This window comes from Alkaliphilus pronyensis, assembly GCF_009017275.1.
GTDB lineage: Bacteria > Bacillota > Clostridia > Peptostreptococcales > Natronincolaceae > Alkaliphilus_C > Alkaliphilus_C pronyensis.
Map to the genome: position 1 here is coordinate 49560 of NZ_WBZC01000015.1, position 23568 is coordinate 73127.

Sequence of the window (23568 nt, forward strand, 5' to 3'; positions counted from 1 at the left end):
AAGCATAATCTGTAATAACTGCTAATAAATATAAATAGCTTTTTAGTTTTGAGAATGATTATTAGGGTATAAAAAAGTTAAATTAGAGATAGGAGGAAGATATTAATGAAACTATTAGTATTGTTTTACTCCACCTACGGACATGTATACCAAATGGCTAAGGCTATAGCAGAGGGTGCAAAGGAAGTCCCAGGTGTTGAAGTAGAAATTAAGAGGGTTAAGGAAACTTTATCAGAAGATATTATAGAAAAAATGGGTGCGACAGAAGCACAAAAGTCCTTCGCCCATATACCTGTAGCAGATGTAAGGGATTTAGAAGATGCTGACGCTGTTATATTTGGAACACCAACACGATTTGGAAATATGGCGGCACAAATGAAGCAGTTTTTAGATGCAACAGGCTCTATTTGGAGTAAAGGTTCTTTAATTGGAAAGGTTGGTAGTGTATTTACCAGCACTGGAACCCAACATGGAGGACAGGAGTCTACTATACTAAACTTCCATACAACCCTATTACATCATGGTATGATATTAGTGGGTTTACCATATAGTTTTTCAGGTCAGTCTAAGATGGATGAAATAACAGGGGGCTCACCCTACGGTGCCTCAACAATGGCGGGAGGTAAAGGAGAAAGGCTACCAAGTGAAAATGAGTTGGAGAGTGGACGGTTTCAAGGTAGACATGTAGCTGAAATTGCATTAAAATTAAGTAAATAATATATATAAAAAAACCAATTGCTTTATGCAATTGGTTTTTTTCACATTAAATAATTGTAACAAATATGAATAAAAAGACACAAGGAATAGCAAGGTAGTTATTGAAATATTCAATATATAAAGAAAATTATTGATTTGATTTATGCAGGGGATAAAATTGAAAAAATATTTTAGTAGAAATCTTAAGTTAATATCTATATTAACTATACTGGCTTTGATGGTGGGATGTACTACAGCCCCAGCTTCACCAGAAGAAATGACCCAAAGCTTAAATAAAGAGTCTATAGATATTACGAACACAATAAGAATAATAGAGGAACTATCCTCAGAGGATTTTGACGGAAGACTAACGGGAACAAAGGGCAATGAACTGACAGTGGAGTATATAGAAAACTACTTCAAAAAAATTGGATTAGATAATCCTACAGGTATAGAAGGATATAGACAATCTTATGATCAAAAGGTATTGCTTAATGAAAGTAAGCCAATGATTGCAATTAAAGACGGAATGGGAAATATCACTAAGGAATTTGGCTTTCTTTCGGACTATAGAAAAATGGCTATTTTCGAGGATGTAAAAATCCAAGGTGAAGCAACAGCAGAAATGATTATAATTAATAATTTTGATGAGATTAATAACGATGATAAGGCCTTAGATGGAAAAATTCTACTTATTTCTAATAATGTAATTGCAGGGAATCCCACTGGTGGATATGATATACTTCAAAAAGTACTGGATTTAGAACAACAGGTAGAGGGAATAATTGTAAACCTAGATAATAGGTATGGTGAACATTACTTAGTAAGTACATCCTTAAGATACATAAATACTAAATTAGGAGAAGGCTTCAATAATAAAACAGGACCTATAATGGCTTATTTTCATGATGAAGCCTTTGAAGAGCTAACTCAAGCTGCCATGGATGGAAACACACTTCATATGAAGGTTGACTATAGCTACAAGGATGAAGTAGCCCATAATGTTATAGGTGTTATTCCTGGAAGTGATGAAGAAAGCCAAGAAACTTTAATAATAGCTGCTCATTTAGACCATGTTGGAAACAATCAAGATGGAACCTATAATCCAGGCGCTTTAGATAATGCATCGGGAACAGCGGCTATAATGGAGATAGCCAGAATGTTGAAGTCTGAAGAGCTTCAGCCTAAAAAAACCATCATCTTTATTGCCTTTAATGGAGAAGAGCAGTATTTATGTGGATCAACATATTATGTAAGGAACTCATTATATCCACTGGCAAATACAACAGTAATAAACCTAGATATGGTTGGCTCAAAAGAGGTCATTCCTTTAACTATAGGCGGTTCAAGTAATAACCTGAATAAAGACTTATATGACATAGCTACAGAGCTTGGAATTGATGCCCTTATATCACAGGATATAGCAAGTGATCAAAGACCATTTAATGACGTTGGCTTAGAGGCAACAACTCTAATTCATTTAGATACAAACAAAATACATACTAAATTTGATACTATTGAAAATGTTGATAAGGATAGATTGGCAAATATTATTAAACTGGTTTTAAGCTATATTGAAAAAACTGCTTATTAATCAACCTACCTATTCTAATTAATGTGCTTAACAGCCTTTTAACACTATTTTGTAAAAAATCACAGACTTTTTAAAATATCAAACGTAGAAGTAAATGTAACTAAATAATAGGAGGAAAATACTGTGAAAATCAAAAAAATTGTTGCCATCTTTTTAACTCTGTTAATAATAGTAGCTATTGTTGTTGGCTGTGGAAGTAAACAACAGGAGGAAGTTACCCTTCAGCTAACTCCAGTAGAAACATATAGCATAAAGGAAATGAGTATACAAAATACCCATAACAGCTACGGTAGCATAAAGCCATTAACAGAAGTATCTATTATTCCAAAATTGGCTGGTAAGGTAGAGAAGGTTTTAAAGAATGTAGGAGATAAAGTAAATAAGGATGAAATATTGCTTACTATAGAAAAAACCTCATATTATCAACAGCTAGAGCAGCTAGATGCCCAGCTACAGCAGCAACTAATACAGGCAGAGGCTGCTATGAAGCAGGCAGAAATTCAATATAGTATCTCAAAACAAGACTATGAAAACAATAAAGCCTTATATGAAGCTCAAGCTGTTTCACAACAAATGCTTGAATCATATAATAAAGCATTTAATTTAGCAGAGCTACAATATAAAAACGCTCAAGATAATTATTACCTGTTACAAAATAAAGTATTAGTTGGAATAGATGAAAATAACACTCAATTAATGGGAAACACTAAGTCTGTTTTAGAAACTCAAAAAGATGCGGTTTATCAAATGATCACTGACTCAGAGGTGAAATCACCTATTTCAGGAGTCGTAGCTATTAAAAATGCTGAGGTAGGAGAAATAGTTTCACAGCAAATACCTGCCTTTACTATTATTGATATTGATAAGGTTATAATTGAAACAAGTGTAACCGAAAAAATGATAAATAATATAGAAAAGGGTCAAGAAATAGTAGTAACTATAGAGGCATTAGATAGAATGCAGTTTAATGCTATAGTTGATACTATTAGCCCTGCTAAGTCAGGACAAGGAACAGGATATTCCATAAAAAAAGTAATTGACAACCAACATCATCAAATTAAGCCTGGTATGTTTGCAGAGGTATCATTTGTTATTGATAATAGGGATAATGCCTTACTAGTACCATTAGAGGCAGTTTTGACGGATGATGATGAAGGATTTGTTTTTATTTTAAAGGATGACAATACTGTCATAAAGCAGCCTGTAGCAACTGGCTATAAGAATGCTGAATATATTGAAATTACCAATGGTGTAAAGAAGGGTGATAAGGTAGTAGTAAAGGGTCAGCACTTTATTGTTGATGGGGAAAAGGTACAGCCCGTGGGGGGTGTCCAGTAATGAAAATTTCTGAAATAGCCATCAGTAGACCTGTAACAGTAACAATGATGGTGTTAATGATATTGGTCTTAGGAGTGGTTTCACTTACTGGTCTTAACCTAGACCTTTTTCCCGATGTAGGGTTACCAACTGCTGTGGTAATAACAAACTACGATGGTGTTGGTCCCCATGAAATAGAGAACATGATAACAAAGCCTCTTGAACAAGTTATGGGTACAGTTGATAACTTCAAGAAGGTTTCTTCTACATCTGCTAATGGTCAGTCAATGGTTATGGTTGAGTTTACTCAAGGTACTAATATGGACTATGCTGCTCTACAAATGAGAGAAAAGCTCGATATGGTAAAAGGTGCATGGCCAGAAGAAGTGGGTAATCCAATGATTTTTCAATATGATATGAGCATGCTTCCCATTATGCAAATAGGAATGTCATATGGAGATGATTTAGCTGGTCTAAAGCTTTTAGCAGAGGATAAAGTTAAAGAACGATTAGAGAGAATTAAAGGTGTGGCAACAGTAGACATTTATGGGGGACTTGAGGAAGAGATTAAAATTGATATAATACCCCATAAGCTAAAGGGCTATAGCTTATCATTAACCCAAATAGATCAAGCACTAAAGATGGAAAACCTTAACTTACCTGGAGGTAGTCTTCAAGAGGGAAAATACAAATATACTATAAGAACTACAGGTGAATTTTCTGTCTTAGAGGATATTAAAAGTTTGCCCATTACTACCCCTAAGGGTGTTATTAGGCTAAATGATGTTGCTGAAATTAAGCTAGGATATAAGGATGCATCTGTAAACACCTTAATGAATGGGGAGCCATGTGTTTTATTACAGATTAGAAAACAGTCAGGATTCAATACTGTAAAGGTTTCTAATAGCGTTAATGCAGAGCTAGATAAAATAATTGAAGAGTTAAATGAAGTAGAGTTTAAAACCATTTTTGATCAGGCAGACTTTGTTAAACAGTCCTTAGGAAGTGTTTCAAAAAATGCAGTTATTGGTGGTATACTTGCTATATTTGTACTTTTTATCTTTTTGAAAAATGTAAGAACTACACTTATAATAGGTATTGCAATACCTATTTCTATCATTACAACATTTATTCTAATCTTCTTTAGTGGAATAACCTTAAATATGATGTCACTTGGTGGGTTGGCTTTAGGAATAGGAATGCTGGTGGATAGTGGGATTGTTGTACTGGAAAGCATATACAGATATAGAGAGGAAGGCTATAGCCGTATAGAGGCAGCAAAGGCAGGTAGTAGCGAGGTTGCCATGGCTGTAACAGCTTCAACATTAACTACAGTAGCAGTTTTTTTACCTATTGCATTTATAAGAGATAATATTGCAATAGAAATGTTTAGAGAATTAGCATTAACAGTTGCCTTTTCACTGTTGGCCTCTTTGGTTATATCTTTAACCTTAGTACCTATGCTGGCATCAAAGATATTAAAGCTTGATACTAATGGTAATAAGAAAACACCAATAAAAAGGATTGGTAAGGGCTTTGATAAGCTAATTATTAAAATAGAGAGCATATATGAAAAGGGTTTAAAGTGGTCAATTAAGCGTAGAAAATCAGTAATAATAGGTACATTGATAATGCTTTTAGCAAGTATTATTCTTGCTGTAGTGTTTGTTGGTGCAGAATTTTTTCCAAAGACTGATGAAGGGATGTTTACTGTAACAATAGACCTACCAAAGGGATATGCATTAGAGGAGACTTCAAAGACAACAGCTGAAGCTGTAAAGAAGATACAGGATTTTAATGAGCTAGAGTATATTTTTGTTTTAGAGGGGGATGCTGGAAATCCAAGCACTGCAATAATTTATGCCTCATTTGGATCGAAAACCAGTAGAGATAAGGGCATAGATCAGCTATTAGATGAGGTTAGAAGTAAGCTGCAACCAATAGCAGGTGCAACAATAAGTGTTGAGAAAAATTCAATGATGTCAATGGGGGCAGGAGGAAAGCCAATCTCTATTAGTATTATGGGAGATGACTTAGATACACTACAGGATATTGCAGACCTTCTAGTTGAAGAGGTAAGACTTATACAAGGAACAAGGGAGGTTACTTCGTCTGTTGATGAAACTGTACCTGAGGCTCAGGTAATAATTAATAGAGAAAAGGCATCCCAATATGGAATTTCCACATATTCAGTTGCAACCACAGTACAGACTGCAATCATGGGTAAGAGGGTAACAAGCTACAAGCTAAATGGAGAAGAAATAGATGTTAGATTAAGATTAAAGGATAGCTGGAGAAGTAGTTTAAGTGATTTAGATTATATAACTATACCTTCCCCAATGGGAGAACATGTACCTCTATATGAGTTAGCAGAAATAACCTATGATCGGTCACCCTCCAGTATAAATAGAGTTGATCAGGTTAGACATGTAACGGTTACGGGGGATATAAGTGGAAGAGATGCCAGAAGTGTCTTTGTAGATATTCAGAAAAGGATTGATAATATAAACATTCCAAATGGGTATGAAGTAAAGCTGGGTGGAGAAAATGAAGATATGATTGATGCAGCAAAGGCATTTGCTCTTGCTTTGCTATTGGCTATACTGCTTGTATATATGATTATGGCTTCACAATTTGAGTCATTGCTACATCCATTCATTATTATGTTTACAGTGCCACTGGCCTTTATAGGAATATCTATTGCTCTAGTTTTATCAGGCAAAGCATTTAGTGTTCCTGCCTTCACAGGTGTAATAATGCTGGCAGGTATTGTAGTAAACAATGCCATTGTTTTAGTAGACTATATTAATGTTTTAAGAAAAAAGGGAATGGAAAGAACCGAAGCAATTTACAAGGCTGGACCAGTTAGATTAAGACCTATTTTAATGACTACCCTTACAACAGTACTGGGACTAATACCTCTAGCGTTGGGCATTGGGGAGGGGGCAGAGCTACAGGCCCCTATGGCAATAACAGTTATAGGAGGATTAGCTTTTTCTACATTATTAACCCTACTATTTATACCAGTGCTATATACATTATTTGATGATTTTAGCATTTTCATAAAGAAGAAGATTTTTAAAAGAAGTGAAACTATGAATAATGCCTAATAAAAAGCCAGCTGTAGAGCTGGCTTAAATTTAACATAGCTTAAACTAGGATTTTTACTGAGGCTCCTTTAAAGCTGTTTTCTTTTCAGGTAATAAAAACATAATGTATCTTATCAATACATAAAGAACCATAGCAACAGTCCAAATTTCTAGAAATCCAATAACATAGTCCAGTAGAGCTAGTTCTATATTTAGGCTACTTAAATAGCTTTTAGTCCCCTTCATGGCTACAGTACTAATGGCAAAAGGAAAAGTAAAGGCAGAGTAGCTGGGGTAAAATTTAATTGTCAATAGCTTAAACATATACATTATTGAAGCTGTAACCATTATAGCCCCCAATATGGCAAGAAAACCTACAATTATAGGGCTTTTTACTTGAAAGGAGCTTAAATACCCTGCTAAGCAAAGACTTGCAGGTGCAGCAAAAATAATTACTGTAGGAAGTGCAGCCTCGGGTATATCTTTAACTAAAAAAACTCTATATATAACTAATGGCAGCAAAGCTAAATACATTACAAAGCCAAACCAAAATATAGCCTGACCTAAACTAGCTAAACCATAAGCAGGTGCGGTAACACTACCTACAACAATTCCTACATATACAACAAAATAGCTAGGAAAAACCTTTTTAATATTGAAGTTTAACATATACTTTTTAGTAAGCAAAATAATTAGTACAGCATGCAGGGATAAGGCTATAGTCCAAATAAAACTAGCAAAAAAAGGTGAAAATCCTTTAATGTAGGTGGATAAAATCATAATTCCCATTGATAATGTAGGCATAACACTGGCTATTACTGGGTTTTGAAAGCCTTCTGCCAATGATCTAGGAAATAAAATCAATTTAGTTATTATAAGAATTAAAATAGCTCCAGATAATAAACCAAATATGTTCCTGTAAAGATTGCCATAGGGCAGTAGTAAATTACCTGTAGTAGCCAATGCCAGCATTAAACCAGCAATAGGTATAGGTATTTTTTTAATAAGTTCATACATTTGTATCACTCCTCAATAGCTTTAATATGATTAAACAATTCTAATAGAGAATATCATATTTATATGAAAGTTGATAATTGAATTTATCTATAATAGCTTTTTATAATATTGAATTTACTTATGGTAATGGAGCAGGGAAGATTAACTAACTGAGGATAAAAAAGGATATACAGAGTTTTTGTCGTATACTAGTTAGAGAAATATATATAATTAAGTAGGATTGGGGGTGAAATAAATGAGCTGTCTTTTAACTAGAGCCTGTTGTCCAAAATGCGGAGCAGACATAAACTTCAAAAAAACCACAAAAGGATTTTGTAATTGTAAGAAATGTGAATGGATTTGTAAGGGAGAATGTGAAAAAAGTAAAAGATAATAAAATGATTACCCCAGCAATAGGTTGGGGTAATATGTTAATATATATCTTATATTAGCTTTAAGTGTAAACAGATAACATTAATAGTATATGTTATTTAATATATGGTAATTAAGGAGTGAATCAAATGGAACCAATTTTAAGTGTAGAGGGTATATCTAAGAAGTTTGGTGGAACAAAGGTAGTTGATGATATATCCTTTCAGGTGGATAAGGGTGAAATAATGGGTATTTTAGGACCAAACGGAGCAGGAAAATCCACTACAATTAGAAGTATTATGGGGATAATTTATCCTGATTCAGGAAGTATAAAGTTCAATATTAAAAATACCAGTAAAATAGTACCTATAGAAAAAATAGGATATTTACCAGAGGAAAGGGGCTTATATAAAAACGTAAAGGTTATGGATGTTTTAATGTATCTTGTTGACTTAAAAAACTATCCAAAAACCAGAGCTAAAAAAAGAATGTATGAATATCTTGAGAAGTTTGATCTAAAGGGTAAAGAGAAGGCAAAAATTGAGGAACTATCCAAAGGTATGGCACAAAAAGTTCAATTTATGGCATCAATTCTTCATGAACCAGAGCTACTGATATTGGACGAACCCTTCTCTGGACTAGACCCTGTCAGCCAGGATGTTTTTAGAGAAGAAATAATAGAACTAGCTAAAGCAGGAACTTCAATTTTATTATCCTCCCATCAGATGAACCTAGTTGAGGCATTATGTAATCGTATTTTTTTAATTAATAAGGGTAAAAAGGTTATTTATGGTGGCTTAAATGAAATAAAGGAGTCTTATGCTAATTTTAAATGCACCATAAATGGAGTATTTAATGGCTTAGACTTACTAGCTCTCCCATATGTTGATAAGGTGGAGGGTGATGAGTCTAAAAAAATCATATATTTCAAACCTAATGCTTCAATTAATACCTTTATAAATGAAATATCTCAAAATATAGAAGTAAATGAGCTTCATATAGATAGAATTTCTCTTCATGACATTTTTGTAGGAATTGCTAAGGGAGGTATATCAAATGAGTAATACCATGAAGGTGGCTTTTTGGGAAGTGAAGAAAAATGTAACTAATAAATCCTTCCTTATATCAATACTGCTAACACCAATAATAATGGTTATTTTTGGTGGATTACCTAGCCTGCTAAGTATGCTGGAATATAATCAGACCCATACTCTTTATGTAAAAGATGAAATAGGTATTTACCAAGAGCTGGGACAATATTTAAATCAGGAGGAGATAAAAACTGTTGAATATAATGGTACATTAGAGGAATTAAAATCAGAAGGGGATCATAAAAGGACTAGCTTTATATTATTAGATGAGGAAATAATGGAGCAACAGCAGATAAATATCCATGCCCTTGATGATTCTAGACCACCTACAAACTCCATAAGAAATGCCTTAAATAGAATTGTTCAAAACAGAAAGATGGAGGCTTTGGGACTTAGTAGTGAAGAAATTAAAGAGGTGGATACTAATATTTTAGTTAATATCATAACAGTTAAAGGGGAGGAAGAAGATTTTGTCAGAAAAATAATACCTGCCATTTTTGCCGCTATGATTTATTTTACCATTTTCTTCTCTGGAGCAATGACCTTTCAAAGCTCCACCCAAGAAAAGAAGGATAAAATGGTTGAAATACTACTATCCTCAGTAAAGCCAGTGGATTTAATGCAGGGGAAGATTATTGGCTGCTTTATTTTGGGAATGATACAAGTATTTGTATGGCTAATATTAGGTATACCAATAGCATATTTTATACTTAATATTCCTGTAATTCAGTTACTTGCAATTAAAGAGCTTCCCTTAATGCTTTTTTATGCATTAGCTGGGTACCTTCTATACTCCTCAATATTTGTTAGTCTTGGAGCAACAATAGAAGATGTACAATCACAGGGAAATTTCCAAGGAATGATATTCTTATTACCTATGCTACCAATTTTCTTTTTTGGACCTATAATTGCGAATCCCCATGGTGTAGTAGCTAAGATTGGAAGCTATTTTCCATTTTCAACGCCAGGAGTAATGCTCTTAAGGTTATCCCTAGCCAATAGTGTTCCTGTATTTGACATTATAATAAGTATTATAATAATAGTTGTAACAACATTTTTTGTTATGAAGCTTGCAGGAAAACTCTTTAAAACAGCAATATTAATGTATGGAAAGAATGCTACACCTCAAGAAATATTAAAGTGGTTAAAATACTAATTAAAAGATCGGAGTTTTAAAACTCCGATTCTTTATTGACTAGCTACTTAAAAAGCCCTTTTAAATAACCATAGCCTTCTTCTTCTAATTTTGACAAAGGAATAAACTTAAGTGCAGCACTGTTTATACAATATCTTACTCCTGTAGGCTTAGGTCCATCCTGAAACACATGACCTAAATGGGAATCAGCATCCTTACTTCTTACCTCAGTTCTAACCATACCATGGCTTAAATCCTTGTGCTGTTTTATCTGCTCATCATCTATGGGTTTTGTAAAGCTAGGCCAGCCACAGCCAGAATCATATTTATCTAATGAGGTAAAAAGAGGTTCTCCAGATACAATATCTACATATATGCCTTCTTCCTTATGGTTCCAATATTCATTACTAAATGGAGCTTCCGTTCCATTTTCTTGAGTTACCTTAAATTGTAAAGGAGTTAGTTCCTTTAATCTTTTATCCTTATCTAACTTAACCTTTTTATCCATGTAAAATCCTCCTCTTAATTTTACTAATAATATACCCATTAATATCGTAAAACTACTACAAAACTACAATAAAAAGGATGTGGTTAATCCACATCCTTTTATATAATAAGTTTTATTTATTTACCTACTGATAGAAGGCATGACCACCAATAGTAGTTACATAGCTCTTATTTCTAACAATCCAAGATCCTGAAGCCTTTGATGGATTAAAGAAATAAGTTGAGTTTCCAACAGGTCTTGAATAGTTTAAAGATTCTTTAGCTGCAGCAACACATTCACTACAGGGAGTGTTATAGATGGAACCATCAGCCACAGGGCTAAACTGTGGTATATTTTTGTAGTACTCAAAGATAACATTGTAAATAGTATTTGGAAAAGCCTTTGAATTAACTCTATTTAATACTACATTCCCTACCGCCACTTTTCCTATATAGCTCTCTCCAGCAGCCTCAGCATGAATAATCCTTGCTAACCAATATACGTCACCAGAATTAACAGTTGTATTGGATTTTCTACTAGGATTTACTGCTGAGCCACCATATAAAGAAGCTTTTGTTTGTGGACCAGCAATCCCATCAATTATTAAGCCTCTATCTATCTGATAATTAATTACTGCCCTCTCTGTTATCTTTCCATAGATACCGTCAACAGTATATCTATAATAGCCCAGACTTTGCAGTGCCTGCTGAAGCCTTACAACTTCGTTACCTCTACTGCCAAAGCTTAGCAAGCTATGTGACTCACCTGCAAAAACAGCCACCACCTGTAAAGCTATTAATAAAACAACTAAAGCTAACGATACTATTACCTTACCACTTACCTTCATTCTATACACTCCTTCCTTTTAATTCCTAAGTTAGGGTGACATATTAAGTATTATACAGCAGGTCACACATTATGTAAACCAAAACCACCAATATACCATTAAATACATATATTATTGGGTATAGTATATAATTAGTATGAAAATGTTGACACATACCTAAGGGGGGTATATAATATATACCCAAGGGGGGTATATTAAAAGGAGATGATATAAATGGATAATATAAATAAAAAATCAGTAACCTTCAAAATAGAGGGAATGTCCTGTAGTAGCTGTGGTGCTATAATTGAAAGAAAGCTAAGTGCTACACAGGGGATTATTAGCTGTCATATAAATATAGCTACTGAAAAAGGAAGGGTAGACTATGATGCTAAGCTTACTAATGAAAAAGCTATTATAAAGGTTGTTGAGGATGCTGGCTATAGTGTGGTACTGGAGAAGGATAATAAAACAGAAAAGGCCACCTTAAAGATTAATGGGATGACCTGTACAGCTTGCTCAAGCAGGGTGGAAAAAGCCTTAAATAAAATGGATGGAATTATAAAGGCAGGTGTAAGCTTTGCTAATGAAAAAGCAACAATAGAGTATGATCCCCAGTTAATAAGATTAAGCCAAATAAAAAGTAAAATTAGTAGCTTAGGATATGAATTGATGTTGGAGGAGGAAGTATCTGAGGCTACAGATGATGATGAGTTAAAAATACAAAGGGCTAAAAAAACAATGATAATATCAGGGTTACTTACAGCTGCAATTATGGCACTTATGGTGATACACATGTTTATATCACCAATACCAGGTTATTTAACTATTGTGGCAATATTAGGCCTTCCAATTATCTTTGGAACAGGATTAAAGGTACACAAAGCCAGTTTTAAGGCATTAAAAAATAAAAGCCCTAATATGGATGTACTGGTTAGCTTAGGATCTTTACCTCCCTATTTAATAGGCTTAATGGGCTTCTTTTTTCCCATACAAACCTTTATTGAAATGGCAACAACTATTATGTCCTTCCATTTAATAGGTAAATACCTTGAGGTAAGGGCTAAGGGTAGAGCTTCACAAGCAATAAGAAAGCTAATTCAAATGGGTGCCAAAACAGCCAAAATACTAGTTAAAGGTGATGAGCTGGAGGTGCCGGTTAAGGAATTACAGGTGGGGGACATAATGATAGTACGACCTGGTGAAAAAATCCCAACCGATGGAGTTGTTATTGATGGCAGTAGTCTAGTTGATGAATCTATGGCTACAGGAGAATCTATGGCAGTCAAAAGAAATGTAGGACATGAAGTGATAGGTGCTACAATAAATAAGCAAGGACTTCTAAAGGTTAAGGTTACAAAAGTTGGTAAGGACACCTTTCTAGCTCAAGTAATTAAGATGGTTGAAGAATGTCAAGGCTCTAAGGTTCCAATACAAGAGTTCGCAGATAGAGTCACTGGCTATTTTGTACCTGTGATTTTACTTTTAACAGTGGGAACATTTATTTCATTTAATATTTTTCCAGAGTTTCATATGGGAATAATAGGTTGGGGTGCAAAATATCTACCGTGGGTGAATCCAGACCTTTCACCACTAACCCTGTCATTCATTACAGCCACTGCTGTTTTAGTGATTTCCTGCCCCTGTGCCCTTGGATTAGGTACTCCAACAGCACTAATGGTTGGTAGTGGAATAGGTGCCGAAAAAGGAATATTGATAAGAAATGGTGAAGCAATACAAACCCTTAAGGATGTTAAGGCAATAGCCTTCGATAAAACGGGCACTATTACAAAGGGAAAGCCAGAGGTAACTGATATTGTATTGGTTGGCGAAGTGAAACAGCAGGAATTATTGTATTATGCAGGAACTATTGAAAAAGCTTCTGAACATCCCCTTGCCTTTGCTATTGTTGAAAGGGCCAAAACTGAAAACATAGATTTAGGTGATGTAAAGGATTTTAATGCTGAGTTTGGTAAAGGGGTAACGGGTGTCGTTGAGGGTAATAAAATAATAATTGGTAATAGAAAACTAATGGAGGATAATCTTGTAGATTATATGGGCTATGAAGATCAGCTAATCTCTTTAGAAGAGGAGGCTAAAACAGCCATGCTTATTTCTAAAGGAAAGCAGCTACTAGGAATTATTGCAGTTGCTGACCCAATTAAGGAGGATTCTACTAATGCAATAGCCCAGCTTGAAAAAATGGGAATAAAAACAGCTATGATTACAGGTGATAACAAAAGAACAGCGGAGGCTATCGGTAAAAAAGTAGGTATAAGCCATGTAATTCCTGAGGTTTTACCAGATGGAAAAGTAGCTGAAATAGTAAAGCTTCAAGGAACATTTGGGTTAGTGGCAATGGTAGGTGATGGTATAAATGATGCTCCTGCTTTAAAACAAGCTAATGTTGGTATTGCAATAGGTACTGGTACCGATATCGCTATAGAAGCTGCAGATGTTACTCTAGTAAGGGGTGAATTAAGGGGAATAATATCAGCTATAAAGCTATCAGCTGCAACATTTAGAAAAATAAAAGAGAACTATTTTTGGGGATGGTTCTACAATGCTATAGCCATACCTGTTGCAATGGTTGGTTTGCTTCATCCTATGATAGGTGCTGCAGCAATGGCCATCAGCTCCTTAAATGTGGTTTATAATTCACTCAGACTAAAAAAGATTGATATATAGGAAGAATAAAAAAAAGCTTAGACTTAAATTACTTAAGTCTAAGCTTTTTTTAAACAGACCGGTTAATCTTTTCAGCAGCTTCGTCATCATTTAATATTGTTTCAGCTATGAAGGCTGCAACTTCGCCAGTTATTTTTACACAATGCTTTTTTCTTTCAGGGCTTGCAAATTCGTAATCCTTAACTATAACCCTACAACAGGTGCTTTTATACTTATTTTTAATATGGTCGTGGAGAGCAGCAGATGCAGGAAACATTTTATCATTCATAGGTTCCCCGTGGCTTCTGCCATATACCATTCCTAACGCCATAGAACCACCACTAACAGCACCACAAAGACATCCAGACTTTCCTAATCCTATAGGAAATGCAGAGGATAATTTAGTTATCTCCTTAGGAAGAGGCCATCCTAATAGCTCATTAATAGTATGGATAACTGCTTCTGAGCAGAAAAATTTTCCTCTTTCAAAATATTCCTCAGCTGTATTTCTAACCTTTTCAATGATTTCTTTATTACACATTTTAATCACTCCTATCTCTTTGTCACCCTTTTATATTATTATATAGATAATTAAAGAACAAATAGAATTTATCAATAATAACTATGTTTTCTATAGAAGGTTTTATTAAGCACCATAAAACCTTAGTTAGAAGGATATGACAGTATATTGAAACAATATTAATGTAAACTATATGTAGTCTCTATAATTAACTTACATAATGCTACAGCTATAATAAAAACTATAGAGGACATTTAAACCCATTAGACACATATTGGAAAATAATATATCATTATTAATATAGGTCTACGGTTGTAGGCTTTTTTATTTAACAAATATAAAGGAGGAGAAGTACAATTATTTCTGAAGAAGGAAGTACAGATTTTATCAAGAAAAAAAGAGAAGTGTTAAAAAGGGTAGAGGGTGAAGGAATCGAGTTCATTAGGTTACAATTTATTGATGTGTTTGGTGTTTTAAAAAGTGTAAATGTAACAACTGATGAACTAGAGGATGCACTTGATGGTAATTTAATGTTTGACGGATCTTCTATAGATGGTCTTGCTAGAATTAATGAATCAGATCAATGCTTGGTTCCCGATCTTGATACATTGCAAATTATGCCTTGGAGGCCAAAGGATAGAGGAGTAGCGCGAATGATATGCGATGTCTACTCACCTGATGGAACTCCATTTGTAGGATGTTCAAGATATATATTGAAAAGGACACTAAAGGAAGCAGAAGAAATGGGTTTAGAATTAAATATGGGACCAGAGGGGGAATTTTTCCTATTCCACACAGATGAAAAGGGAAATCCAACTTTTAATATACACGACAAGGCTGGATATTTTGATCTTGCACCTATGGATAATGGGGAGGATGCAAGAAGGGACATAGTATTAACCATGAAGGAAATGGGATTTAGCATAGAAGCCTCACACCACGAAGTAGCACCAGGTCAGCATGAAATAGACTTTAAATACGATGAAGCACTAAGAACAGCAGATAAATGGGTTACCTTTAGAGATGTAGTTAAAAATATTGCCAGTAACCACAAGCTATACGCAACCTTTATGCCAAAGCCCTTTGCTGGGGAGAATGGCTCTGCAATGCACTGCAATCAGTCGTTGTTTAAGAATGGTGTTAATACCTTTTATGATAAAAATGGTGAATGTCAATTAAGTGAGACTGCACTCTATTATGTAGGTGGACTATTGAAGCATGCAAAGGGTATGACAGCATTGGTAAATCCTATAGTGAATAGCTATAAACGTTTAAAACCTGGGTATGAGGCACCAATTCATATAGCATGGTCTAATTCAAATAGAAGTACACTTATAAGAATTCCATGTAGAAGAGGGAAAGCAACAAGGGTAGAGTATAGGAGTCCAGATCCAGTTGCAAATCCATATTTAACATTTGCTGTTATGTTGAAGGCTGGACTAGATGGTATAAAAAACAAAATTGCACCACCACCCTCTGTAGAGGAGGATGTGTACAACTTAACTGCTAAACAACGGGCAGCTTTAGATTTAGAATATTTGCCTAGGGATTTATACTCAGCACTTAAGGAAATGGAAAAAGATCCATTAATTAAGGAAACTATTGGTAGTCATTGCTATAGTAAGTTTTTAGAAGCAAAATACAAGGAATGGCACCAATACTCAGAGCAGGTACATCAATGGGAGTTAAAGAATTATTTAAGAAAGTATTAAAAATATTAAAGGATAATAGCTTTAGGCTGTTGAAAAAGCCAACAGTCTTTAGCTATTTTGCTTTTTTGAAATAATTTTGACAAAATTATTGAATAAATTACCAATTATGATATAATACATACAAGGTTATATCTAATTTATTACAAAACTGGGGGAAGTAGATATGGTATACAAGTTTGATATAAAGCAAAAGGTTATAACAACAGCTTTTTTATTATTCTTTTTAATTAAATCTATTTATTCAATTTTTATAACTACTAAAATAACAATAAGTGGTTTTTATATAGGGATATTAACCTGTATTTTGATTAGGTTTATATATATTTTTTTCTATAAAATTACTCTACTAGATAAAAAAATGATTCTAAATGGATTAGTAAAGAAGGAAATTGCTTTTAAAAGTATAAAAAAAATAGTTATTAACAAGAAAAGTGTAAATATTGAAACATTACAGGATGAAAACATTATCCTTTATAAGGGCAATATAGGTAAATTTGATGAGTTCGCTTCTAATTTATCAATAAAGATAAATAATATAATTTAAGGCACGAGAGCTATCGTGTTTTTTTTTGTGTTGATAAATAATAGATGGTAGTATATAAGGAGCAATTAAAATTTAAAATTTGTAAAAAAGCTTAATTGGAAAGAATATAGGTTAAAAGAAAGAGAATTATGTGTAGCTTTAAATACTTTTATTTTTACGATTAGGAGGAAAACTAATGAAGGATATAGCTGGTGACGGCTGTGATATTTTAGTGCCATTTAATGAAAGAAAGCCATTAAAGGAAATTGAGAGATCAATAATAACTAAGTACCGAAAGGATATATGGGCTAAGTTTATTAAAGCTATAAAGGAGTTTCAGCTTATAAATGATGGTGATAGAATTGCAGTTGCAATTTCTGGTGGTAAAGATAGTATGTTAATGGCAAAGCTATTTCAAGAGCTAAAGCTACATGGACACGACAATTTCAGTCTACAGTTTATTGTAGCAGACCCAGGTTACCATGAAAATATTAAAGGGCTAATGGTAGATAACTGTAAATATTTGAATATTCCTATTAAAGTTTTTGACTCAGGTATTTTTAGAATAATCAGTGAGGTATCAAAGGATTATCCTTGCTATATGTGTGCAAAAATCCGTAGGGGGGCTCTTTATAATAAGGCTCAAGAGCTGGGTTGTAATAAGCTGGCTCTAGGACATCATTTTAATGATGTAATTGAGACTACCCTACTAAATATATTATATACTGGAAATATTAGTACAATGCTACCAAAGCTAAAGTCCTCTAATTTCGATGGGATGGAAATAATTAGACCATTATATTTTATTGAGGAAAAGGCTATAGAGGATTTCACCCAATACAATGGGATTTGGCCCCTTAACTGTGCATGTATGGTGGCTGCAAAAAAAATAGGAAGTAAACGTAATGAGGTTAAAAAGCTTATTGAGCAATTAAAGCTAACCTTTGATTCAGTTGACAAATCAATATTTAAAGCCACTTCTAATGTTAACATGGATTGTATTTTAGGATGGCAAAAGAGTGGCATTAAATATTCATTTTTAGATTTTTATGATGAAAAAAGTAATGATGATTAGAATTATTATATAAAAACATTAAGCAATCCAGCTAAATACAAAACATATGTTGTAAGCAATATACCTCCTATAACTTTATTGAGCTTTTTAAATATAGTACCAAAGACAGTTAATGTAGCTATCATTAATATAGCCACTGGTAAATCATAGTACAAGGTTTGAGGTATATAGTAATTTATATTGCCACCTATTTTAGCCAGCTGATTACTTATTTCTAATCCTACAGAAGAGAACTGTGTTGAAACACCTACCACCAATAACATGTTTAATATATTGGCGCCAATTATATTACCTACAGCAATACCATATTCTTTTTTTATAATTGAGCTAACTGCTGTAACCAACTCAGGTAATGATGTACCTAATGCCACTAGGGTTAAGCTAATAACCTGTTGAGAGGCACCTAGCATAGTTGCTAGCTTAACCCCATTATTAACTAATAGTCTAGCTCCAAGAACTATAAAGGCAGTTCCCAGAATAAAGCGAACAAGATTATGCTTTAGGAGCTTTTTTGAAGCCTTTAAATCATCTAGCTGTTGGTTAACAGCCTTGTTTCCTTTACGAATTTCAATGATGTTTACAATAAAATATACTACACATAGCACCAGCAGTATTATTCCTTCAAGCTTACTTACAACTAAATCAATGGAAAATAAGAAAAGTATAACTGCTGAAATTAGCATGTAAATACTCTTTATTGAATAATCTCTATTGACCACTTGACTGGGTGAAAAAATTAATGAAACTGATAAAATCAATCCAATGTTGCAGATAACAGAACCTAAGGCATTCCCAATTGCTACATCATAATGACCTTGATATGTGGCTATTATTGAAACCAATTGCTCAGGTAACGTTGTAGCAATGCTTATAATAGTTGCTCCAATAATTACATTGGGTATACCAGTGACTTTGGCAACCCAAACTGCTGATTCTACAAACCAGTCACCACCCTTTATAATTATTACTACACCTAATATAAACAGTAATATAATATTAAAATTTTCCATTTTTATCCTCCCAACTAATGGTTAATTAAAAATAGTAGCTTATTACTGAAATAAAAAAGACCTTTAACATAATTCTCAAAAAAGAATTATGTTAAAGGTCTTGCTTTCCAATTGGAGTAATGAGCCAGGTACATAGACCGGTTGTTGACTCGTTAACTTTAAGCTACTCCCCTTTAATATTAATATAAATATAGCATACTTTTAAATATTAAACAATAATTAATGCTTAAAAAAAAAATATCTCTAAAAAAGTGTTTTAATCAAGGGATAATTAGAGAATATATAACATAAAGAAAAATTTACTAAAAATACCTTGAAACTAAAAGGATATTTTTATTGACCTGTAGAATTTATTAATTTCAGTTAATATTAACTTCTGAAAAAGAGGTGCTACATGAAAAGATCAAACCTTTCTAAAAATCCTGTAATCTTATTATTTTTTACAGTACTATTAGTTTTGGGTGCTTACCTAATAGTTCTCCTAATTAGAGAGAATAAAGAATTCATAGTTATTAAGGTAATATTCTTAATACAGGTGTTTTTAATAATGCTTTATTTACTAAATAGACATATACAAAAGAAGGCAAAGAATAATATCAGATTATATGAAAGTAATACAAGACTGTTAGAGGGATTAATAGAAATTAGCGACTATATATTAAAAAATACAAAAAGCAGAGGATTTATTTAACCTCTTAGTGGAAAAGGCCGTTGAAATAATTGATGGTGCCGAAAAAGGAAGTTTAATGATTCTAAATAAGGATAATAAATTTGAATATAAAGCATTGGTTGGCTTTGATAAAGAAATATACAAGTTTAAGATAGATATGAAGGATACATTTATTTATAAGCTGGGTAAAGGGCATATAAAGAGTTCATATATAATAAACAATATTGAGGCCTTTGACAAAAAAGTAATGAATCAAATTGATTATGAGAGGGTAAAAACATCAAATTTTTTTAGTACTAAAACTACAATCTCTTCTCCAATTATAATAGATGATGTACTGTATGGCATAATCAATGTAGATAGCACTAAAAAAAGTTCCTTTAAGAAGGACGATGTAATTATAATGGAGTATTTCGCAAAGCAAGCAGGGGCAGTAATTAGAAATCATCAGCTTTTTGAAAAAATGCTATATCTTTCACAATACGATAAACTAACAAATGTATTAAATAGAGGATATTTTGAGGAGCTTTTTCATAAAACCATTAAAAAGGCGCAAAGATATAATGAGAAATTCGCTTTGGTTATCTTTGATTTAGACAACTTAAAAACCACTAACGATACATATGGGCATCAAGTAGGAGATAAATTAATTCAGAGCTTTGCACACGTGGTTAAGAGCAAAATTAGGCAATCCGATCTATTTGCTAGATATGGCGGAGATGAGTTTATAGCAGTTTTCTTCGAAATCCAACAGTATGAGCTTGATAATAAAATCGATGAAATAGTTCAGGAGCTTGCAAAAAATCCTTTAATAGTAAAGGATACAAAGCTCTACATAGAGTTTAGCTATGGGGTAGCCCTATACCCTAAGGATGCAAAAGAAATGAATCGGTTAACTAAGCTTGCAGACGATAGGATGTATCAGCATAAGCAAAGACTTAAAGAGAGTTAAAAAAAATAGTTACTTATGTAACTCTTTTTTATACTATTAAAGGACTGATCTATTTAATTTCTAAATAGTTGGCAATAATACTTATAGACTAACATAATTTGACATAATATTAGCTTAGAGTGTACAATAAAACTACACTAGGACTAAGTGCCTATATTGCAAAAATAACTTAATAAAGAGCTTAAAGGGGTGAATATGGTGAACCAAAGTAATAACTTAAAACTCTGTAATAGCCAAAAAGAAGAGAACAAGCTCCAAATATATACACTGGGTAGATTTGAAGTTATTAGAGGGAATCAAATGCTTTATGAAAAATCAAGCAGATCTAAGAAGCTATGGGAACTGTTTAAGTATATGATTACATATAAGAATAAAAACATATCCCTTGATATGATTCATGAGAATGTTTTTCCCGATGAAAACTATGAAAATCCTAAGAATGTCTTGAAAAACTCTGTATATAGACTTAGAAAAATTCTAAGAGCAAATCAACCATCAGACAATTATAATAACATAATACTATTTAGTGATGAATGCTATAAGCTTAACTCTAATGATATATGGATAGATATTGATTGCTTTGAAGAACTATTTAATCGAGCTGAAGAGCTTAAAAAAGGAAGTGCCCATGATGCTGTTACACTATATCGAGAAGCAATTGCTTTATACACGGGTGACTATTTAAACGGATACAGTAACATGGATTGGGTAGTTCCTATTAGAAGCTACTATAAAAGATTGTATCTACAATGCTGCTTAGGTTTAATTGCATTGTTGGAGGAGATGAATAATTATAAGGAAGTATTAAAAATATGTGAGGAGTTTATGACAATTGAACCCTATGAGGAAGAAATACATGTTAGCTTTATAAAGGCTTTAGCCAGAAATGGACAAATTAAAGAAGCAATTAAACACTATGAATATTGCACCAGCGGTTTTTACAGAACCTTTGGTATCAAGCCATCTGAAAAATTGAAGCAGGTATATGATAATTTAAAGAAAAACACAAATCAGAATAATTCTAACAAGATTAATATATATGATACTGATAAGACTAGGGGAGCATTCTATTGTAAGCCACAAACCTTTAAGTCGATAGTACAGCTTGAAAACAGAAGGAATGAAAGGAAGGGAGAAGAAGTTTTAATTGGCAGTATTGTCCTTAAGGTAGAGGACTGTATAGACAGTAAACACCTCCTTCAAATTATTGAAACAATAAAGCAGCTAATTAAAGATGATCTTCGTAAAGGAGATATATTTACTCTTTGGATGGAAAATGAGCTTTTATTAATGCTACCTAATCTAAGTAAAAGTCAATTACAAAACATATTAAGTAGGGTGGTAGAGCATATAAGAAAAATATTAAAGCTAGAAGGCTTTAGTGTAACCTATAGATGTCTAACTAATACAGAGAAGACAAAAATATTACAGATTTAGGACTATTCTTTGCAGTAACAATTGAAAAATGTCTTTAATTGATGAAAAAAACCGTACATTGTAGTACAGTTTTTTTTATTTTATTATTATGTGACTAACATGTGACTAAAATAAAACCTTGTAATGACTAGCTTGGTTTATATTGTTAATAAGACTTTTGCATAAAATTAATAATTTAATGATTAAATATATTTTAAATATAGGCTAAGAGAGGGAGAGATTAATGGAAAAGAATATTATTAATGAAAGGAAATTAAATCAGAATCGTAGCCTAAGGATATTTGTGTGGGGTTCAGTAAAGATTTTTTCTGTAGCTTTTGTTTCACTTTCTTTTGCTGTATATACCATGAAGCTACCAGAAACTGCTGCTTATTTTGTTCAAAATATTAATGATATAGAAACTACTATTCTTACAGTTACTGATGAAATTAGAAAAATAGAAGGAAGTATTAATTTTAATGCCTTTGATGATGTGGATGAAGTGATGGAGCTGGAGGTCAATACTTTTAGCACTTTATCTTTAAATACTATAGATCTGGATCAAACAGATGACCTCAGTAATTTAGTTGGTTATATACAATTACCTAATGATTATAGCTTTGTAGACATTAATTTAAAAAGCATTCAGTTAAAATATGACAATGTTCCTATAAATATAGTAGATATTAAACAAGAGAATGGCCAATTAACAGTAGAACTTAACAAAGAGTACTTATTAGACCTCTTAGGACATGGTGAATATAAGGTAGCTGTAGAGGGAGTCTCAAAAAATGGACTATACAACATTAGTGCTGCAGGTATCTTAAAGGTAGTTGATAATGAGTTCCTATTATTACAATCTAATCTTGAAGAGTTAAAAGAGAAGATAATTAGTGGTTTTGCTGAGTTAGAAAACCAAGAAAACATTACTAAGGAGAAAATAGACCACTTAGAGTCACTTATAAATGAGTATGAAGAGCTATCTGGAGAAATAAATGAAGAATGGTTATTGTTAATAAATGAAATAAAAGAAAAGTACTCTACCTATATTGCAGAAGCTGAAGAACTTGTATCAGCTGCTAGTTTAGCACTAGAGGAAGCAAGAAATGTATTAACAGAGGAAGCAATAAAATATGCACAGGCATTGATAGAAGAGCTACCAGATGGAGATGAAAAGGAAGTATTATTGGCTAAAATAGGTGAAGTAATAGAAGAGTATTCACAACGTGTAATTGAAGTTGTTCCAGAAGAAGAAGAAACAGAAAATCCTGAAGACTTAGAAGGTGGCGAAGAAGTTCCTGAAGTAAAGAAGGAAGATGAAGAAGTAGAAGAAGGCGAAGAAGGCCAAGAGGACGAAGAAGATGAAGAAATAGAAGAAGGTCAAGAGGAAGAAGAAGATGAAGAAATAGAAGAAGGCCAA

General features: G+C 33.1%; 18 protein-coding genes and 1 pseudogene. 14 read left to right on the forward strand and 5 right to left on the reverse strand.

The genetic code is table 11. The features are described 5' to 3' along the window. Positions 1-105: 105 nt before the first annotated feature. The 4 genes from wrbA (at position 106) to F8154_RS05575 (ending at position 6717) form a co-directional block, all read left to right on the forward strand. Positions 106-717: an NAD(P)H:quinone oxidoreductase gene (gene wrbA, locus F8154_RS05560; RefSeq protein WP_151860616.1), complete on the forward strand. Its 612-nt coding sequence runs from the start codon at positions 106-108 to the stop codon at positions 715-717. Between the two features lie 157 nt (positions 718-874). After that, positions 875-2290, forward strand: coding sequence for a M28 family metallopeptidase (locus tag F8154_RS05565; RefSeq protein WP_192930174.1), 1416 nt, complete (start codon positions 875-877; stop codon positions 2288-2290). A gap of 123 nt (positions 2291-2413) precedes the next feature. Next, positions 2414-3628: an efflux RND transporter periplasmic adaptor subunit gene (locus tag F8154_RS05570; protein WP_151860618.1), complete on the forward strand. Its 1215-nt coding sequence runs from the start codon at positions 2414-2416 to the stop codon at positions 3626-3628. After that, positions 3628-6717 carry an efflux RND transporter permease subunit gene (locus tag F8154_RS05575; RefSeq protein WP_151860619.1) on the forward strand — a complete coding sequence of 1030 codons (3090 nt, stop codon included), beginning with the start codon at positions 3628-3630 and terminating at the stop codon, positions 6715-6717. Before F8154_RS05570 ends, F8154_RS05575 begins: the two co-directional genes overlap by 1 nt. Before the next feature lie 54 nt (positions 6718-6771). Here the strand turns inward: F8154_RS05575 and F8154_RS05580 are convergent, their stop codons facing one another. Further along, complete coding sequence (locus tag F8154_RS05580; RefSeq protein WP_151860620.1) at positions 6772-7713, reverse strand: TDT family transporter; 942 nt, start codon at positions 7711-7713, stop codon at positions 6772-6774. A 500-nt stretch (positions 7714-8213) separates the two neighbouring features. On the opposite strand from F8154_RS05580, the gene F8154_RS05585 reads away from it, so the two are divergent. Together F8154_RS05585 and F8154_RS05590 are read left to right on the forward strand one after the other, a co-directional pair. After that, positions 8214-9128 carry an ABC transporter ATP-binding protein gene (locus F8154_RS05585; protein WP_151860621.1) on the forward strand — a complete coding sequence of 305 codons (915 nt, stop codon included), beginning with the start codon at positions 8214-8216 and terminating at the stop codon, positions 9126-9128. After that, positions 9121-10311: an ABC transporter permease gene (locus F8154_RS05590; protein ID WP_151860622.1), complete on the forward strand. Its 1191-nt coding sequence runs from the start codon at positions 9121-9123 to the stop codon at positions 10309-10311. The genes F8154_RS05585 and F8154_RS05590 overlap by 8 nt, the downstream gene beginning before the upstream one ends. 43 nt (positions 10312-10354) lie before the next feature. Here F8154_RS05590 and msrB read toward each other — a convergent pair. Next, positions 10355-10783 (reverse strand): annotated as a pseudogene (gene msrB, locus F8154_RS05595) (peptide-methionine (R)-S-oxide reductase MsrB); the annotation flags it as partial. 139 nt (positions 10784-10922) lie between these two features. Then, complete coding sequence (locus F8154_RS05600; RefSeq protein ID WP_207706843.1) at positions 10923-11624, reverse strand: cell wall hydrolase; 702 nt, start codon at positions 11622-11624, stop codon at positions 10923-10925. Between the two features lie 213 nt (positions 11625-11837). On the opposite strand from F8154_RS05600, the gene F8154_RS05605 reads away from it, so the two are divergent. Beyond that, the gene (locus tag F8154_RS05605; RefSeq protein WP_151860625.1) at positions 11838-14291 is read left to right on the forward strand and encodes a heavy metal translocating P-type ATPase; all 2454 of its coding nucleotides are present in this window, start codon (positions 11838-11840) and stop codon (positions 14289-14291) included. A gap of 49 nt (positions 14292-14340) precedes the next feature. Here the strand turns inward: F8154_RS05605 and F8154_RS05610 are convergent, their stop codons facing one another. Then, complete coding sequence (locus F8154_RS05610) at positions 14341-14811, reverse strand: C-GCAxxG-C-C family protein (RefSeq protein ID WP_151860626.1); 471 nt, start codon at positions 14809-14811, stop codon at positions 14341-14343. Positions 14812-15194: 383 nt separating this feature from the next. On the opposite strand from F8154_RS05610, the gene glnA reads away from it, so the two are divergent. The 3 genes from glnA to F8154_RS05625 all read left to right on the forward strand — a co-directional run bounded on the left by glnA (position 15195) and on the right by F8154_RS05625 (position 18100). Then, positions 15195-16502, forward strand: a complete 1308-nt coding sequence (glnA, locus tag F8154_RS05615; RefSeq protein ID WP_243141178.1) for a type I glutamate--ammonia ligase — start codon at positions 15195-15197, stop codon at positions 16500-16502. Positions 16503-16665: 163 nt separating this feature from the next. Then, positions 16666-17046, forward strand: coding sequence for a hypothetical protein (locus tag F8154_RS05620; RefSeq protein ID WP_151860628.1), 381 nt, complete (start codon positions 16666-16668; stop codon positions 17044-17046). Positions 17047-17221: 175 nt separating this feature from the next. Next, entirely contained in the window at positions 17222-18100 is an 879-nt protein-coding gene (locus F8154_RS05625) for a tRNA 2-thiocytidine biosynthesis TtcA family protein (protein ID WP_151860629.1), read from the forward strand. A 5-nt stretch (positions 18101-18105) separates the two neighbouring features. Here the strand turns inward: F8154_RS05625 and F8154_RS05630 are convergent, their stop codons facing one another. Further along, entirely contained in the window at positions 18106-19110 is a 1005-nt protein-coding gene (locus F8154_RS05630; protein WP_151860630.1) for a calcium/sodium antiporter, read from the reverse strand. 394 nt (positions 19111-19504) lie between these two features. On the opposite strand from F8154_RS05630, the gene F8154_RS05635 reads away from it, so the two are divergent. From F8154_RS05635 to F8154_RS05650, 4 genes are all read left to right on the forward strand, one after another. Further along, positions 19505-19801 (forward strand): hypothetical protein, encoded by a 297-nt coding sequence (locus F8154_RS05635; protein WP_151860631.1) that lies wholly within the window; start codon positions 19505-19507, stop codon positions 19799-19801. Positions 19802-19808: 7 nt separating this feature from the next. Then, the gene (locus F8154_RS05640) at positions 19809-20732 is read left to right on the forward strand and encodes a diguanylate cyclase (RefSeq protein WP_151860632.1); all 924 of its coding nucleotides are present in this window, start codon (positions 19809-19811) and stop codon (positions 20730-20732) included. Between the two features lie 198 nt (positions 20733-20930). Continuing rightward, complete coding sequence (locus F8154_RS05645) at positions 20931-22169, forward strand: AfsR/SARP family transcriptional regulator (RefSeq protein ID WP_207706845.1); 1239 nt, start codon at positions 20931-20933, stop codon at positions 22167-22169. 223 nt (positions 22170-22392) lie between these two features. After that, on the forward strand, positions 22393-23568 hold a 1176-nt coding region (locus F8154_RS05650), incomplete at its 3' end, for a hypothetical protein (protein WP_207706847.1).